Genomic DNA, 16,390 nt, shown 5'->3' on the forward strand with positions numbered 1-16,390 from the left:
GACCGACGAAACGGAGCGCACACCATGGGCGTCAGCCTCAGCAAGGGCGGCAACGTCTCCCTCACCAAGGAGGCGCCGGGCATGACCCGCGCCGTCATCGGGCTCGGCTGGGACGCGAACAGCTTCACCGGCTCGGAGTTCGACCTCGACGCGCAGGCGATCATGGTCGGCGCGAACGGCAAGGTCCCGAACGACGGCTACTTCGTCTTCTTCAACCAGCTGAAGTCCCCCGAGGGCTCCGTGGAGCACACCGGTGACAACCGCACCGGTGAGGGCGACGGCGACGACGAGAAGATCAACGTCGACCTCTCCGCGGTCCCGGCCGAGATCGACAAGGTCGTCTTCACCGTCGCCATCTACGACGCCGACACCCGCCAGCAGTCCTTCGGCCAGGTGCGCAACGCGTTCATCCGCGTGGTGAACGCCGACGGCGGCACCGAGGTCGCGCGCTACGACCTCTCCGAGGACGCCTCCACCGAGACCGCCATGGTCTTCGGCGAGCTGTACCGCAACGGCGCGGACTGGAAGTTCCGCGCCGTCGGGCAGGGCTACGCCGACGGCCTGCGCGGCATCGCGACCGACTTCGGCGTCAGCGTCTGACGTTCCCCGTCCCGGACGGCGGCGGCCCGCCGCGCGGTCGTGCACCGCGCGGCGGTTCGCCGTGAGCCACCGCTCCTGAGAAGGTGCGGTGTCCGGCCCGCGCCACGGGCCCGCACGAACAGGAAGCAGACGCGTGATCCTCAAGACCTACGGCTGGTCGTTCGCGGTGACGATCGCCGGGCTGGTGCTGGCCGCCTGGTACGGCCTGTCGGCCCACCTCGGCATCTTCCAGGCCCTGCTGCTGGTGGCCATCCTCTGCGTCCTCGAGATCAGCCTGTCCTTCGACAACGCCGTCGTGAACGCGACGGTGCTGGAGAGGATGAGCGACTTCTGGCAGAAGATCTTCCTCAGCGTCGGCATCATCATCGCCGTCTTCGGCATGCGGCTGGTCTTCCCGATCGTCCTGGTCAGCGTCACCGCCGGCCTGGGGCCGGTCGAGACGGTCGAGCTGGCCCTGCGCGGCGGGGACCCGGAGGAGCCGGGGACCTACGGCTACGCGCTCAACGAGGCGCACCCGACGATCGCGGCGTTCGGCGGGATGTTCCTCATGATGCTCTTCCTCAACTTCCTCTTCGGGGAGAAGGAGCACCACTGGCTCAAGCCGCTGGAGCGCCTGGGCGACCGCGTCGGCCGCCTGGAGGCGGTGCAGGTCATCGTCGCCGGGGCCGTCCTGCTCATCGCCGCCGAGACCTTCGCCGCCGAGCACGAGAGCACCGTCCTGGCGTCCGGCCTCGCCGGCATCCTCACCTACCTGCTGGTCAACGGCCTGGGTGAGCTGTTCAACGTCGAGGACCACCTCGAGCACGGCGAGGACCGCGCGGACGCCGAGCGCGGCACTCCCGTGGAGGGCGGCGGCGCAGCCGTGCCCGGCCAGAGCGGCACCAGCGCCACCGGTGGCGGCGGCGCGGCCGGACCGAGCGGGCCGGCGAGGGCGACCGGCAAGGCGGCGTTCTTCCTGTTCCTGTACCTGGAGGTCCTGGACGCCTCGTTCTCCTTCGACGGCGTCATCGGCGCGTTCGCCATCACCTCCGACCCGATCATCATCGCGATCGGCCTGGGCGTGGGCGCCATGTACATCCGGTCCATGACGGTGCACCTGGTGCGCGAGGGCACGCTGGCGCAGTACCCGTACCTGGAGAACGGCGCCCTCTGGGCGATCGGCGCCCTGTCGGTCATCCTGATCATCAGCATCGAGGTGCACGTCCCCGAGGTGGTCACCGGCCTCATCGGCCTGGCCTTCATCGTGGCCGCCCTCATCAGCTCGATCGTGCGCAACCGGCGCCACCCCGAGGAGGCGCACGTGGAGGCGCACGCCGCCGCGGGCTGACGCGGCGGGCCGGGACGGTGGGCCGGGCGGCGTCGCGCCGCCCGGCGGGGTGCGGGTGGTGAGCGCGGAGGAGGACGAGGTGGCGGGCGGGAGTCGGCCGGCCGAGGCGGTGCACAACTTCCTGGGCCGGCCCGGGCCGAGGCGCAGCGATCGCACGCTGGCCGACCACCTGGCGCCGCGACCGGTGCCCGCGGCCACCCCCTCACCCGCGCCGCGCCCCGCTCCGGCCCCCCCGCCGCCCCGGCCCGCGGCGACGGCAGCACCACCGCCCGCCACCGCGCCACCGCCCGCCGCGGTGGGCACCGCGCGCACCTCCGAGAGGCTCGTCGTCCTCGACGACGACACCCCGTCGTGGCGGGTGCCGACCGCCGAGCGGGGCACCGGCACGCTGCGCGTGCAGCTGGAGTGGGAGCCGCTGGTGACCGCCTCCGGGCTGCAGCGCTCCACCGACCTGCACCTGGGGTGCCTGTGGGAGACCCGCGACCGCCGCAACGGCCTCGTGCAGTCCCAGGGCGAGCTGCTCGCCGCCCCCGGGTACGGTGCGCGCCAGGTGCTCCGGCTCGGGGCCCGCGGCGCGCAGGGCGAGGAGCTGCTCGTGGACACCCGCCACCTGGACCTGCTGCGCCGCGTGGTGCTGTACCTCTACACCACCCGCTCCGCGCCGCCCGGCTACCCCGAGCTCGCCCCGCACGTGACGCTGCGCCGCCGCGACGGTGCGCGCCTGCAGGCGTGGGCCACCGGTGCACCCGCTGGTGCGCGCACCTGCGCGCTGCTCTCCGTCCACGACGTGGGCGGCGAGCTCGTGGTGCGCAGGGAGAACGAGTACTTCACCGGCCCGCAGCGCGAGGTGGCCGAGGCCTACGGCTTCGACGACCTGACGTGGGGACCGGACGGCACCGTGCCGCTGCACGCCTGAACCGCCGGCGCCACCGGGCCCGGCGGGGACGCACGACGGACGAGACACCGCACGAGAGGAGCAGGCACGTGGTGGACCTGAACAAGGGGCAGAGGCTGTCGCTGAGCAAGGAGGGCGGTGGCACGCTCACACGCGTCTCCATGGGCCTGGGCTGGGACGCCGTCGCCAAGGGGTTCCTGGGGCGCAGGAAGTCCATCGACGTCGACCTCGACGCCTCCTGCCTGCTGTTCGACGCCTCCGGGAAGCTGGTGGACACCGTCTGGTTCCAGCAGCTGCGCAGCCAGGACGGGTCCGTGACCCACACCGGCGACAACCTCACCGGCGAGGGGGAGGGCGACGACGAGGTGATCCTCGTGGACCTGCCCGCCGTCCCGGCGCAGGTCGCCGCGCTCGTGTTCACCGTGAACAGCTTCACCGGCCAGGACTTCTCCTCCGTCGAGAACGCCTACTGCCGGCTGCTGGACAGCGCGCAGCCGCGCACCGTCGAGCTGGCCCGCTACCGGCTCACCGGGTCCGGCAGCCACACCGCCCAGGTCATGGCCAAGCTCAGCCGGGACGGGGCCGGGTGGGCGATGACCGCCATCGGCCAGCCCGCCTCCGGCCGCACCTTCCGCGACCTGATGCCGGCGATCACCCCGCACCTCTGAGCGACGCCCCCGCCCCACCGACGACCCCGCCCACCTCTCCGACCCGACGGGAGGAGGAGCGCCGCCGTGCGCCACTTCGCCGAGCTCGACCCCGCGCGCACCGCGGCGCTCTTCCTGCACCCCCCGCAGCCGGTGGACCTCGCCGCCGGGCGCGACGAGCTCGCCACCGCGCTCGGGGCCACCATCTACTGCCCGGCGACTCGGCAGCGCCTGGCCGGCGACCTGCTGCGCCTGGCCCGCCGCGGCGTGCGCAGCGCCGTGGTGTGCCTGGAGGACTCGGTGCCCGACGACCGCGTCGGCCAGGCCGAGGACACGCTGGTGCGGGAGCTGGCGGACCTCGCCGGGCGCCCCGAGTGGGCCGGCGGACCGCCGCTGATGCTGTTCCTGCGCGCGCGCACCCCCGAACAGCTCCTCGCCGTCGTCGAGCGCAGCGGCGTCGGCGTGGACTGCCTGCAGGGCTTCGTGCTGCCCAAGTTCGGCGGCACCGGCCAACCGGACCCGCGGCGCTGGACGGCGGCCGTGCGCCGGGCCTCCGAGCTCGCGGGCCGGCGGCTGTGGGCGATGCCCGTGCTGGAGAGCCGCGACATCGCCCACCTGGACACCCGCCTCGAGGCGCTGCTCGGCGTGCGCGACGTCCTCGACGAGCACCGCGACCTCGTCCTCGCCGTGCGCACCGGCGCCACCGACCTGTCCGCCGCGTACGGCCTGCGCCGCCCGCGCGGGGCGACCGTGTGGGACGTGCGGGTCGTCGCCGACGTCCTCGGCGACGTCATCAACGTCCTGGGTCGCGCCGACGGCAGCGGGTACCCCATCACCGCGCCGGTGTGGGAGCACTTCACCTCCGGCGCGCGCGTCTCCCGCACCACCCTGTCGGCCGGGCCGTTCGCCGGCTCCGGCGCCGAGGGGCTGCGCGAGCAGCTCATCGCCGAGGACCTCGACGGGCTGGTGCGCGAGCTGGAGCTGGACCGGGTCAACGGGCTGCAGGGCAAGACCGTCATCCACCCCTCGCACGTCGCCGTCGTGCACGCGGTCTCCGTGGTCACCCACGAGGACTTCTGCGACGCCTCCGACGTGCTCGCCCAGTCCGCCGGCGGCGTCATGGCCTCCAGCTACCGCAACAAGATGAACGAGGCCGGCCCGCACCGGCCGTGGGCCGAGCGGGTGCTGGCCCGCGCCCACGCCTTCGGCGTCGCCCGCCCCGAGGTGTCGTACGCGCACCTGCTCCAGGCGCAGGACGACGCCTGGGACGCGTTCGCACAGCCGAGGGACGAGCCCGCCGGTGACGCCGGCGGGGACGACGCGGCGGTGGGCCGGTGAGGACCGCGGGCACCTGGAGCGGCACCTGGGTGCAGGACCGGCTGGGGGTGCGGCTGGACGGCCCGCCCGGCGCCGACGGCCTGGACGTGCGCGACCTGCTGGGCCTGGCGCTGCGGCGCAACCCCCGCCGGGCCCACCTGCTCGTCTCGACGGTGCTGGGCAAGCACGTGCCCACCGACCCGCGCCTCGTGCGGGCCGCGGGGTTGCGCCTGGGAGCGCTCGTCGCGCACGCGCTGGGGGCACCGGCCGGTGCGGGCGCGGACGCGGCCGCCTGGCGCACCGCGCTGACCGGGGACGTGCCGGACGGCGCGGCGGCGGCCCCGGTCCTCGCCGCCGCGGAGGCCGCCACCGCCGCCGTGCCCGCGGCGCTCGTCGTGGGCTACGCCGAGACCGCCACCGGCCTCGGGCACGCGGTCGCCGACGCCCTGGGCGCCGCCTGCCTGCACTCCACCCGCCGCGCGGCGCGCGGCGCCCCCGGCTACGCCGGGTTCGAGGAGGAGCACTCGCACGCCACCGGCCACCAGCTGCTACCCACCGAACCGGCCGTCCTGGCCCGGCTGGCGGACCCCGCCGCGCCGCTCGTGCTCGTCGACGACGAGCTGTCCACCGGCCGCACCGTCGCCAACACGCTGCGCGCCCTGCACGCGCGCACCCCGCGCGAGCGCTACGTCGTGGCCGCCCTGGTGGACGTGCGCGCCGGCGACGACCGCGGCCGGCTGGACGCGCTGGCCGCCGAGCTCGGCGCCCGCGTCGACGTCGTCGCCCTCGCCGCCGGGACGGTGCTGTTGCCCGACGGCGTCCTGGAGCGCGGTGCGGAGCTGGCGGCGCGGACCGCGCCCGTCGCGCCGCGCGAGAGGCCCGTGCCCGGCGTCCACGAGGTGGTGCTCCCGTGGCCGGCGCAGGTGCCCACCACCGCCCGCTTCGGCACCCCGCCCGGTCACGCCGCCGGGGCCGCCGCGGCCGACGCGGCCGACGCGCTGGCCGCGGCCCTCACCGGGGCCCGGGGCGGGGCCGGTGACGTCCTCGTCCTCGCCAGCGAGGAGCTGATGCACGCACCGCTGCTGCTGGCGCGGGAGCTGACCGCCCGGTCGCCGGGGCCGGTGCGGTTCTCCTCCACGACCCGCTCGCCGGTGCTCGCCGTGGACGCCGACGGGTACGCGGTGCGCTCCTCGCTCGCCTTCCGCGGCCACGACCCGGCCGTGGACGGCGCCGGCGTGCGCTACGCCCACAACGCCGACCGCACCGCGCGGGGTGAGCCGCCGTGGGGTGCGCTCGTGCTCGTCGTGGACTCCGCCTCCGACCCCGCCGCCCTGCGCGCCCCGGACGGCGCGCTCGCGGCGCTCGCACCGCTGGCCGAGCGGCTGCACCTGGTCACCCTGCCCGCCGACGACTGGAGCCGGACCGCGTGAGCACACCCCTGCCCGAACCCCTGCGGGGCCCGGAGTTCTCCAGCTACGCGCCCGACGAGGTCGGCTGGCTGCTCACCGACCTGACCGGCGTGCCGCTGGAGGCGCCCGCCGAGGAGCGCGAGGAGGCCGTGCAGTCCGGCGGCGCCCACTACGCGGAGTCGCTGCCGGTGGAGTACCTGCCCAGCGCCGAGTACGGCGCGCTGTTCGAGACCGCGCTGCGGCGCAGCGCCCGACGTGTCGCCCTCGGCGTCGGCGTGGTCGCCGAGCTGCTGCGCGCCGAGCGGGGTGAGCGGCTGGTCGTGGCGTCGCTGGCGCGCGCGGGTACGCCGGTGGGCGTGCTGCTGCGCCGGTGGGCGGCGCGCGCGGGCCTGGACTGGCCGCACTACGCGGTCTCCATCGTGCGCGGGCGCGGCATCGACGCGCTGGCGCTGCGCTGGCTGGCGGCGCACCACGACCCCGCGGACGTGGTGTTCCTCGACGCGTGGACCGGCAAGGGCGCCATCACCCGGGAGCTGTCGGCGGCGCTGGCCTCCTCGGGCGTCGGCGGCTTCTCCGACGAGCTGGCGGTGCTGGCCGACCCCGGTGCCTGCGTGCGCACGTTCGGCAGCCGCGAGGACTACCTCGTGCCGTCGGCGTGCCTGAACTCCACCGTCTCCGGCCTGGTCAGCCGCACCGTCCTGAACGACCGCCTCATCGGGCCGGACCGCTTCCACGGCGCGAAGTTCTACGCCGACCTGGCCGGCGCGGACGTCTCGAACCGCTTCCTCGACGTGGTGTCCGGGTTCTTCGACGACGTGGCCGGTGAGGTCCCCGCCGCCGTGGCGGCCGTGCGGGCGGGGGAGCGCGATCCCACCTTCGCCGGCTGGGCGCAGGTGGAGCGGATCTCCGCCGAGTTCGGCATCGGCGACGTGAACCTCGTCAAACCCGGTGTGGGGGAGACCACGCGGGTGCTGCTGCGGCGGGTGCCGTGGCGGGTGCTGGTGCGCCCGGACGCGGAGCTGGAGCACCCCGGCGACCTGGCGCACCTGCGGCTGCTGGCCGACCAGCGCGGCGTTCCCGTGCAGGAGGTGCCGGGCCTGGCGTACAGCGCCGTCGGCCTGATCCACCCCAGGTACACGCGCGGCGCCACCGGGGCGGACGGGCGCGCGGCCCAGGTGGCCCCGTGAGCGGGGACGGCACCGTGAGCGGTGTGCTGGCGGCCAGCGACCTGGACCAGACGCTGGTGTTCTCCGAGCGTTCGGCCGGCGTGGACGTCGCCGGCCTGGTGCCGGTCGAGGACTACGACGGCCGCACGATCTCCTGGGTGACGCCCGCGGCGTGGGAGGTGCTGGGCGAACTGGTGGCGTCGGGCGCGTTCGTGCCCGCCACCACCCGCACCCCGGAGCAGTACCTGCGCATCCGCTGGCCGCAGCGGCCCCCGCACCTGGCGGTGTGCGCGAACGGCGGGGTGCTGCTCGTGGACGGCGAGCCGGACGAGGCGTGGACGGCGCAGGTGCGCCGGAACCTCGGCGGCTGCGCACCGCTGGAGCGCGTGCACGCGGAGGTCGCCCGGGTCGTGGGCGAAGCGCGCGCGGCGGCGCCGGGTTCCGCGGAACCCGCGGTGCGGGACGTGCCCGGGTCGTTCTGCTACGCGGTGCTGCGCGACGGGCAGCGCCCGGCGCTGGAGGGCGCGCTGCTGGGGGACCTGACGGTCCTGCTGGACGGCTGGGGGTACGTGGTGTCCCTGCAGGGCCGCAAGCTGTACGCGGTTCCGCGGCCGCTGACGAAGTCGGCGGCGGTGGCCGAGGTGGTGCGTCGCGGCGGGTACGGCGGTCTCGTCGCCGCCGGCGACTCGCTGCTGGACGTCGACCTGCTGGTGGCCGCCCGCGCCGCGGTGCGCCCCGGGCACGGGGAGCTGTTCCGCACCGGGTGGGAGCACCCCGGGGTGCGGCTGCTGGAGGCGTCCGGCGCACGGGCGGGGGAGGAGACGGCCCGCTGGCTGCTGGCGCGGGTGCGCGGGGCGGGCAGCCCGTCCCGCGGAGTTCAGAAGGGCGGAGTTCAGAAGGAGTGCTCGGGTCCCGGGAACGTGCCCTCGCGCACCTCGTCCGCGTAGGAGCGCGCCGCGTCGCCCAGCGCGGCGCGCAGGTCCGCGTACCGCTTGACGAACCGCGCGGTGCGCTCGGACAGGCCGGCGAAGTCCTGCCACACCAGCACCTGCGCGTCGCAGCCGGCGCCCGCGCCGATGCCGACGGTGGGGATCGCCAGGGTGCGCGTCACCTGCTCGGCCACGCCCACCGGCACCATCTCCAGCACCACCGAGAACGCCCCCGCCTCCGCGACGGCACGCGCGTCGGCCAGCACCGCGTCGGCCGCGTCGCCGCGGCCCTGCACGCGGTAGCCGCCCAGGGCGTGCTCGGCCTGCGGGGTGAACCCCACGTGCCCCATGACGGGGATCCCCGCGTCCACCAGCGCCCGCACCCGCGAGGTGCTGCGCACCCCGCCCTCCAGCTTCACCGCGTGCGCGCCGCCCTCCTTCATCAGCCGCACGCCCGAGGCCAGCGCCTGCTCGTCGGAGGCCTCGTACGTGCCGAACGGCAGGTCCGCCACGACCAGCGCGTGCGGTGCGCCGGCGACGACCGCGCGCACCATCGGCAGCAGGTCGTCCAGGGTGATGCCCAGCGTGCTGGGCATCCCCAGCACCGTGTTGGCCGCCGAGTCGCCCACGAGCAGCACCGGGATGCCCGCCTCGTCGAACACCGCGGCGGTGAGCGCGTCGTAGCTGGTGAGCATCGCCCAGCGCTCGCCGCGCTCCTTCAGCTGCTGCAGGTGGTGCACGCGGGTGCGCCGACGCGGCGCGGGAGCTTCGGTCGCGTAGCTCACGTGAGCGTCTCCGCGGCCGCGTCGCCGGGGACCACCGGTGGTGCCAGCTGCGGGTCCGCGGCGGGTTCGCGCCAGCGGCTGGAGATGGGCAGCCGCCGGTCGCGGCCGAACGCCTTGTACGAGATCTTCGGCCCCGGTGCGAACTGCCGGCGCTTCCACTCCGCGCGGTCCACCAGGGTCAGGACCGAGTCCACGACCGCGGCGTCGAAGCCCTGCGCGATCATCTCGGCGCGGCCGCGGTCGCCCTCGACGTAGTCCTCCAGGATCGCGTCGAGCACCTCGTACGGCGGCAGGGAGTCCTGGTCGGTCTGGTCCGGGCGCAGCTCCGCCGAGGGCGGCTTGGTGATGGTGTTCTCCGGGATCGGCGGCTGCTCGCCGCGCTCGGCCGCCTGCGCGTTGCGCCAGCGCGACAGCTCCCACACCAGCGTCTTCGGCACGTCCTTCAGCGGCGCGTAGCCGCCCACGGAATCGCCGTACAGGGTGGAGTACCCCACCGCCAGCTCGCTCTTGTTGCTGGTGGCCAGCGCCAGGTGCCCCTCCTGGTTGGCCAGGCCCATCAGGGTGGTGCCGCGCACCCGCGCCTGCAGGTTCTCCTCGGCCACGCCCGTCAGCGGCACCGTGCCCAGGAAGGCCTCCACCATCGGCGCGATCGGGTACTGCCGGTACTCGAAACCGCACCGCCGCGCCAGGTCCTCGGCGTCGTCGCGGGAGTGCTGCGAGGAGTACCCGGAGGGCAGGGAGACGCCCACCACGTTCTCCGCCCCGACGGCGTCGCACGCCAGCGAGGCGACCAGCGCGGAGTCGATGCCGCCGGACACCGCGATGATCACCGAGCGGAAGCCGTTCTTGCGCACGTAGTCCCGCAGCCCCAGCACCAGGGCGGCGTGCACGTCGGCGACGTCCGGCAGCGGTTCGTGGTGCACCGCCTCGCGCGGCTCGTACGCGGGCACCGGTTCGTCGCCGACCGTCACCCTCTTCACCCCGCCCACCCAGGACGGCGAGGTGTCGGCCGCGGCCAGCTCCAGGTCCGCCACCACGAGCGCCTCGGTGAACTGCGGCCCGCGCGCCAGCACCCGCCCGCCGGCGTCCACGACCAGCGAGTCGCCGTCGAAGACCAGCTCGTCCTGGCCGCCGACGGCGTTGACGTAGGCGATGGGGCAACCGGCCTCCGCGGCGCGCCGCTCCACCAGGTCCAGGCGCACGTCGTCCTTGTTGCGCTCGTACGGGGAGGCGTTCAGGACCGCCAGAAGGCCGGCGCCGGCGTCGCCGGCCTTCTGCACCGGCCCGCCGTCCTGCCACAGGTCCTCGCAGATCGCCACGGCCACGTCCACCCCGCGCACCCGCACCACCAGCAGGTCCTCGCCGGGGACGAAGATGCGGTACTCGTCGAAGACGCCGTAGTTGGGCAGGTGGTGCTTGGCGTACCGGGCCACCACGCGGCCGCGGTGCAGCACCGCGGCGCAGTTCTGGGGCAGGTCGCGCCGAGCGGTGGCGCCGCCCGGCGGGGTCGGTCCCGTCTCCCGCTCGGGTGCGCGGTCCACGTACCCGACGACCACGACCAGCTCGCCGTTGCCGTCGTCGGCCAGCTCCGCGGCCAGCCGCCCCAGCGCGCGCTTGGAGGCGTCCACGAAGGAGCGGCGCAGCGCCAGGTCCTCCACCGGGTAGCCGGTCACGGCGGTCTCGGGGAACAGGGCCAGGTGCGCGCCCTCCTCCGCGGCGCGCCGCGCCCACTCCCGCACCGCACGCACGTTCCCGTCGACGTCGCCGACGGTCGTGTCGACCTGCGCCATGGCGACCCGCAGCTGAGGCATGGCGCCAGCGTAGTGAGCGCCGTCACGGGCCTCGCGCCCGCCCGGCCGCAGGGTGCTCCGCCGCGCCGGCGCGGGCATGGGGGAGGATGTCGCCGCAGGACGCCGACGACCGCCGGCGGCCCGGTGAGCGACGACGGGAAGGGTGGCCATGGACCGCCAGCAGGAGTTCGTGCTGCGCACGCTGGAGGAGCGGGACATCCGCTTCGTGCGTCTGTGGTTCACCGACGTCATCGGCACGCTGAAGTCGGTGGCCATCGCGCCCGCCGAGCTGGAGGGCGCCTTCAGCGAGGGCATCGGCTTCGACGGCTCCGCCATCGAGGGCCTCTCGCGCGTGTCGGAGTCCGACATGCTGCTCAAGCCCGAGCCGAGCACCTTCCAGGTGCTGCCCTGGCGCACCACCGACGACCACCAGGGCACCGCCCGCATCTTCTGCGACATCCTCACGCCCGACGGGCAGCCGGCGCGCTCGGACCCGCGCAACGTGCTCAAGCGCGTCCTGGACCGCGCCGCCCAGCACGGCTACACCTTCTACACGCACCCCGAGATCGAGTTCTACCTCTTCAGGGGGCCCCTGCAGCGCGGTGCCGTGCCCGAGCCGGTCGACTACGTCGGCTACTTCGACAACCACCCCGGCGGCACCACGACCGACTTCCGCCGCGAGGCGATCTCCGTGCTGGAGAGCATGGGCATCTCCGTGGAGTTCAGCCACCACGAGGGCGGCCCCGGCCAGAACGAGATCGACCTGCGCTACGCCGACGCCCTGACGACCGCGGACAACGTCATGACGTTCCGCACGGTGCTGAAGGAGGTCGCCGGGGAGATGGGGCTGTACGCCAGCTTCATGCCCAAGCCCCTGGAGGCGCAGCCCGGCTCCGGCATGCACACCCACCTGTCGCTCTTCGACGGCGACGCCAACGCCTTCTACGAGGCCGGCTCCGAGTACCAGCTGTCCACCACGGGGCGGCGGTTCATCGCCGGGATCCTGCGGCACGCCGCCGAGATCACCGCCGTCACCAACCAGTTCGTCAACTCCTACAAGCGCCTGTGGAGCGGCGGCGAGGCGCCCAGCTACGTCAGCTGGGGCCACAACAACCGCTCCGCGCTGGTGCGGGTGCCGATGTACAAGCCCAGCAAGGCGCAGTCGGTGCGGGTGGAGTACCGGGCGCTGGACTCCGCGTGCAACCCGTACCTGGCCTTCGCGGTGCTGCTGAGCGCCGGCCTGAAGGGCATCGAGGAGGGTTACGAGCTGCCCGACGGCGCCGAGGACGACGTGTGGGCGCTCACCGACGCCGAGCGGCGCTCCATGGGCATCGAACCCCTGCCGCAGAGCCTGGAGCACGCCATCTCCGTCATGGAGCGCTCCGAGCTGGTCGCCGAGACCCTCGGCGAGGGCGTGTTCGACTTCTTCCTGCGCAACAAGCGCGCCGAGTGGGCCGACTACCGCGCGCAGGTCACGCCGTTCGAGCTGCAGCGCTACCTGCCGCTGCTGTGATCGCCGGCCCCGGGCGCCGCACCAGCGCCACCGCGCAGCTGGCCCGGGCGGGGTTCGCCGACCCCGCCCGGGGCCTGCGGCTGCTGCGCGACAGCGCCCTCGAGGGCGTGGTGCGCCCGGGCGCCGACGACGAGCCCCTGCACGACGAGGCCACCGCCTCGCTGGTGCGCGCCCTGGGCCGCACCGCCGACCCCGACCAGGCGCTGCTGAGCCTGGTGCGCTTCACCGAGGCGCTGGCCGCCCGCGGCGACGCGGCGGGCGCGGGGCGCGCCCGGGACCTGCTGCGCGGCGGCGGCCCGGACGACGGCCGGGACGGCGACGGCGTGGGGGCCCGGGCCCGCCTGCTCGCGGTCCTCGGCGGTTCGGTCGCCCTCGGCGACCACCTGGTGCGGCACCCGGAGCACTGGACCGCGCTGGTCCCCGCCACCGCACCCGACCCCGCCGAGCTGCGCGCCGAGCTGCTGCGGGCCGTCGGTGCCGACCCGGCCGCACCCGTCCCCGTCGCCGGGCCCGACGCGGCCGGCACCCCGGGCGCGGAGGCCCTGCGGGTGGCCTACCGCCGTCGCCTCACCGGGCTGGCCGGGCGCGACCTCGCCGCCGCCGACCCCACCGCGGTGCTGCACGAGACGGCCGCCGAGCTGGCCGACCTGGCCGCGGCCGCGCTGGAGACCGCCCTGGCGCTGGCGCGGGCGGAGCTGCCCGGCGGCGGCCTGGAGTGCCGCCTGGCCGTCATCGGCATGGGCAAGGCCGGTGGCCGGGAGCTGAACTACCTCTCCGACGTGGACGTCGTCCACGTCGCCGAGCCCGCCGACGGCGCCGAGGAGGCCGAGGCGCTGCGCACCGGCACCAAGCTGGCCGCCGCCCTGCAGCGCATCTGCTCCGCACCCACCGCCGAGGGCACGCTGTGGGAGGTCGACGCGGGCCTGCGTCCCGAGGGCAAGCAGGGGCCGCTGGTGCGCACCCTCGACAGCCACCTGGAGTACTACCGCCGCTGGGCGAGCACGTGGGAGTTCCAGGCGCTGCTGAAGGCCCGCCCCCTGGCCGGCGACCGCGACCTGGGCGCCGCGTACGTGCGGGGCATCGCCCCGATGGTGTGGAGCGCGGGGGAGCGCGAGGGGTTCGTCGGCGAGGTGCAGGCGATGCGCCGGCGCGTGGAGTCCCTCATCCCCTCGAAGGAGGCCGAGCGCCAGCTCAAGCTCGGCAGCGGCGGTCTGCGCGACGTGGAGTTCTCCATCCAGCTGCTGCAGATGGTGCACGGGCGCACCGACGAACGGCTGCGCGGCAGCGCGAACACCCTGGAGGCGCTGGACGCCCTGGCCGCGTTCGGCTACGTCGGCCGGCACGACGCCGGCGAGCTGGACCGCGACTACCGGCTGCTGCGCGCCCTGGAGCACCGCGTGCAGCTGCACCGGATGCGCCGCACCCACGTGCTGCCCACCGCGGAGGCCGACCTGCGTCGCCTCGGCCGCGCCCTGGGACTGCGCGGCGACCCCGTCCGCGCGCTGGAGGACGTCTGGCGCGGCACCCGCCGCGACGTGCGCCGCCTGCACGAGAAGCTCTTCTACCGGCCGCTGCTGCCGGCCGTCGCCAGGTTGTCGGCGGCCGACGCCCGCCTGGACGCCCAGCTCAGCCCGGAGGCCGCCCGCGCGCGCCTGGCCGCCCTCGGCTACCGCGACCCCGCGGGTGCGATGCGGCACCTGCAGGCCCTGACCTCCGGCGTCAGCCGCCGCGCCAGCATCCAGCGCACCCTGCTGCCGGTGATGCTCGGCTGGTTCGCCGACGGCGCCGACCCCGACGCGGGGTTGCTGACCTACCGCCGGGTCTCCGAGGCTCTGGCCGGCACCCAGTGGTACCTGACGATGATGCGCGACTCCGGCGCGGCCGCCGAGCGGCTGGCGTCCGTGCTGTCCGCGGCGCGGATGCCGGCGGAGCTGCTGCTGCGCAGCCCGGAGGCGGTGGCGGTGTTCGCCGACGACGAGCGCCTGGCGCCCTACGACGTCTCGGAGGTCGTCGCCGACGCCGCCGCGGCCGCCGCACGGCGCGCCGACCCCGCCGCGGCGGTGCTGGCCGTGCGGGGGGTGCGCCGCCGCGAGCTGTTCCGCACCGTCGTCGCCGACCTGGTGGGCGCCCGCGACCTCGCCGGGGTGGGGCGGGCGCTGGCCGACGCCGACCAGGCCGCCCTCGACGTGGCGCTGCGGGTCAGCGCCCGCGCCGTCGAGCAGCGCACCGGTGCACCTCTGCCCACCCGGCTGCTCGTGGTGGGCATGGGCCGTCTCGGCGGCGCCGAGACGGGGTACGGCAGCGACGCCGACGTGCTGTTCGTGCACGACCCGCTGCCGGGCGCGTCGGACACCGACGCGCAGCGCGCCGCCACGGAGGTCGTCGCCGAGCTGCGCCGCCAGCTCAGCGGGCCCGGCCCGGAACCGGCGCTGGAGGTGGACGCCGACCTGCGACCCGAGGGCCGCAACGGGCCGCTGGTGCGCTCCCTGGACAGCTACCGCGCCTACTACGCGCGCTGGTCGCAGCCGTGGGAGGCGCAGGCGCTGCTGCGCGCCCGCCCCGTCGCGGGGGACGCCGACCTCGGCGACGAGTTCCTGGAGCTGGTCGACCCGCTGCGCTGGCCGGCCGGTGGCCTCTCCGAGGCCGACGTGCGCGAGGTGCGCCGCATCAAGGCCCGCGTGGAGGCCGAGCGGCTGCCGCGCGGTGCGGACCCGCTGCGCCACCTCAAGCTCGGCCGCGGCGGGACCTCGGACGTGGAGTGGACCGCGCAGCTGCTGCAGCTGTGCCACGCCGGCGAGCACGAGGCGCTGCGCACCACCTCCACCAGCGGCGCCCTGCAGGGGGCGGTGCGCGCAGGGGTGCTGGACGCCGCGGACGCGGAGGTCCTCGTGGGGGCGTGGACGCTGGCGTCCCGCGCCCGCAACGCCCTGACGCTGTGGCGCGGCAAGCCCGGCGACGCGCTGCCCAGCCACGTGCGCGACCTCGACGGCCTCGCCCGCCTGCTGGGTTTCGAGCCGGGCTCGGCCGCGGAGTTCGAGGAGCTGTACCTGCGCACCACCCGGCGCTGCCGCGCGGTCGTCGAGCAGGTCTTCTACGGGCGCTGAGCCCCCGGCCGCAGCAGGGGCACCACGTCGGCGGTGAACTGGGTCAGGAAGCGCGCCTGGTCGTGGCCGGGGGCGTGGAAGACCAGGTGGGTGAACCCGGCGTCGACGTACTCCTGCACCGCGGAGGCCACCTGCGCGGGCTCGGAGGCGACGATCCAGCGCTGGGCGACCTGCTCGATGGGCAGCTGGTCGGCCAGGCGCGCCATCTCCACCGGGTCGTGCACGGACGCCTTCTGCTCCGGGCTCAGCGACAGCGGTGCCCAGAACCGGGTGTTCTGAAGCGCCCGGGCCGGGTCCTCGTCGAAGGACAGCTTGATCTCGATGGTGCGGTCGATCGAGGTGGCCCGGCGCCCGGCGGCGGCCAGCCCCTCTTCCAGCGCCGGCAGCAGCGTCTCGCGGTACAGGTCCATGCCCTTGCCGGAGGTGCAGATGTAGCCGTCGCCGGCGCGGCCGGCGTACTTCGTCACCCCCGGCCCGCCGCCGGCGACGTAGATCGGCACCGGCTGCGTGGGCCGGTCGTAGACGGTCGCGTCGTGCAGGCGGTAGAAGTCGCCGTCGAAGGTGACGCGCTCGCCCGCCCACAGGGCCTTGATCAGGCGCACCGCTTCGCGCAGGCGGGCGAAGCGTTCCTTGGCCTCGGGGAAGGGCACGCCCACGGCGGTCTCGTTCAGCGCTTCGCCGGTGCCGATGCCCAGGATGACGCGGCCGGGGGCCAGGCAGCCCAGGGTGGCGAAGGCCTGGGCGATCACGGCGGGGTTGTAGCGCAGGGTGGGGGTCAGCACGCTGGTGCCCAGTTGCACCCGGTGGGTCTTGGCGGCCACCCACGGCAGCCAGGTCAGCGCGGCGGGGGCGTGCCCGTCCACGTGCCGCCAGGGCTGGAAGTGGTCGGAGATCCACACCGAGTCCAG

General features: G+C 75.5%; 11 protein-coding genes and 1 pseudogene. 9 read left to right on the plus strand and 3 right to left on the minus strand.

Annotation, left to right across the window (positions count from 1 at the left end; all coding sequences use genetic code 11):
* The first annotated feature begins 24 nt into the window (after positions 1-24).
* The 7 genes and pseudogenes from MN205_RS17060 (at position 25) to MN205_RS17095 (ending at position 8,308) form a co-directional block, all read left to right on the plus strand.
* Positions 25-600, plus strand: coding sequence for a TerD family protein (locus tag MN205_RS17060; RefSeq protein ID WP_242129457.1), 576 nt, complete (start codon positions 25-27; stop codon positions 598-600).
* 133 nt (positions 601-733) lie between these two features.
* A complete protein-coding gene (locus tag MN205_RS17065; RefSeq protein ID WP_242129459.1) occupies positions 734-1,927 on the plus strand; it encodes a DUF475 domain-containing protein in 1,194 nt (397 codons plus the stop codon).
* 58 nt (positions 1,928-1,985) lie between these two features.
* Complete coding sequence (locus MN205_RS17070) at positions 1,986-2,843, plus strand: hypothetical protein (protein ID WP_242129461.1); 858 nt, start codon at positions 1,986-1,988, stop codon at positions 2,841-2,843.
* 68 nt (positions 2,844-2,911) lie between these two features.
* Positions 2,912-3,490, plus strand: coding sequence for a TerD family protein (locus tag MN205_RS17075; RefSeq protein ID WP_242129463.1), 579 nt, complete (start codon positions 2,912-2,914; stop codon positions 3,488-3,490).
* Between the two features lie 66 nt (positions 3,491-3,556).
* Entirely contained in the window at positions 3,557-4,807 is a 1,251-nt protein-coding gene (locus MN205_RS17080) for an HpcH/HpaI aldolase/citrate lyase family protein (protein ID WP_242129465.1), read from the plus strand.
* Positions 4,804-7,382: pseudogene (locus tag MN205_RS22360) on the plus strand (phosphoribosyltransferase domain-containing protein). The gene MN205_RS17080 and the pseudogene MN205_RS22360 overlap by 4 nt, the downstream one beginning before the upstream one ends.
* On the plus strand, positions 7,379-8,308 hold the full coding sequence (locus MN205_RS17095) for an HAD family hydrolase (protein WP_242129471.1): 930 nt from the start codon (positions 7,379-7,381) through the stop codon (positions 8,306-8,308). Before MN205_RS22360 ends, MN205_RS17095 begins: the two are co-directional and overlap by 4 nt.
* On the opposite strand, the gene panB is transcribed toward MN205_RS17095, so the two are convergent.
* Both panB and MN205_RS17105 read right to left on the minus strand, forming a co-directional pair.
* Complete coding sequence (gene panB, locus MN205_RS17100; protein WP_242129473.1) at positions 8,254-9,075, minus strand: 3-methyl-2-oxobutanoate hydroxymethyltransferase; 822 nt, start codon at positions 9,073-9,075, stop codon at positions 8,254-8,256. The genes MN205_RS17095 and panB overlap by 55 nt on opposite strands.
* Positions 9,072-10,886, minus strand: coding sequence for an NAD+ synthase (locus tag MN205_RS17105; protein ID WP_242129475.1), 1,815 nt, complete (start codon positions 10,884-10,886; stop codon positions 9,072-9,074). Before MN205_RS17105 ends, panB begins: the two co-directional genes overlap by 4 nt.
* Before the next feature lie 148 nt (positions 10,887-11,034).
* On the opposite strand from MN205_RS17105, the gene MN205_RS17110 reads away from it, so the two are divergent.
* Entirely contained in the window at positions 11,035-12,378 is a 1,344-nt protein-coding gene (locus MN205_RS17110) for a glutamine synthetase family protein (RefSeq protein ID WP_242129508.1), read from the plus strand.
* Entirely contained in the window at positions 12,375-15,482 is a 3,108-nt protein-coding gene (locus tag MN205_RS17115) for a bifunctional [glutamine synthetase] adenylyltransferase/[glutamine synthetase]-adenylyl-L-tyrosine phosphorylase (protein ID WP_242129477.1), read from the plus strand. The genes MN205_RS17110 and MN205_RS17115 overlap by 4 nt, the downstream gene beginning before the upstream one ends.
* Here the strand turns inward: MN205_RS17115 and fgd are convergent.
* Positions 15,470-16,390: glucose-6-phosphate dehydrogenase (coenzyme-F420) (gene fgd / locus MN205_RS17120; RefSeq protein ID WP_242129479.1), on the minus strand; the 921-nt coding region annotated here is incomplete at its 5' end. The genes MN205_RS17115 and fgd overlap by 13 nt on opposite strands.

The organism is Kineococcus sp. TRM81007 (assembly GCF_022669155.1).
GTDB lineage: Bacteria > Actinomycetota > Actinomycetes > Actinomycetales > Kineococcaceae > Kineococcus.

What these genes read in the sequence shown, in the direction of transcription:
- MN205_RS17105 (WP_242129475.1), bottom strand. Translation starts at nt 10,886, where the DNA reads ATGCCTCAGCTGCGGGTCGCCATGGCGCAGGTCGACACGACCGTCGGC.
- MN205_RS17110 (WP_242129508.1), top strand. Translation starts at nt 11,035, where the DNA reads ATGGACCGCCAGCAGGAGTTCGTGCTGCGCACGCTGGAGGAGCGGGAC.
- MN205_RS17060 (WP_242129457.1), top strand. Translation starts at nt 25, where the DNA reads ATGGGCGTCAGCCTCAGCAAGGGCGGCAACGTCTCCCTCACCAAGGAG.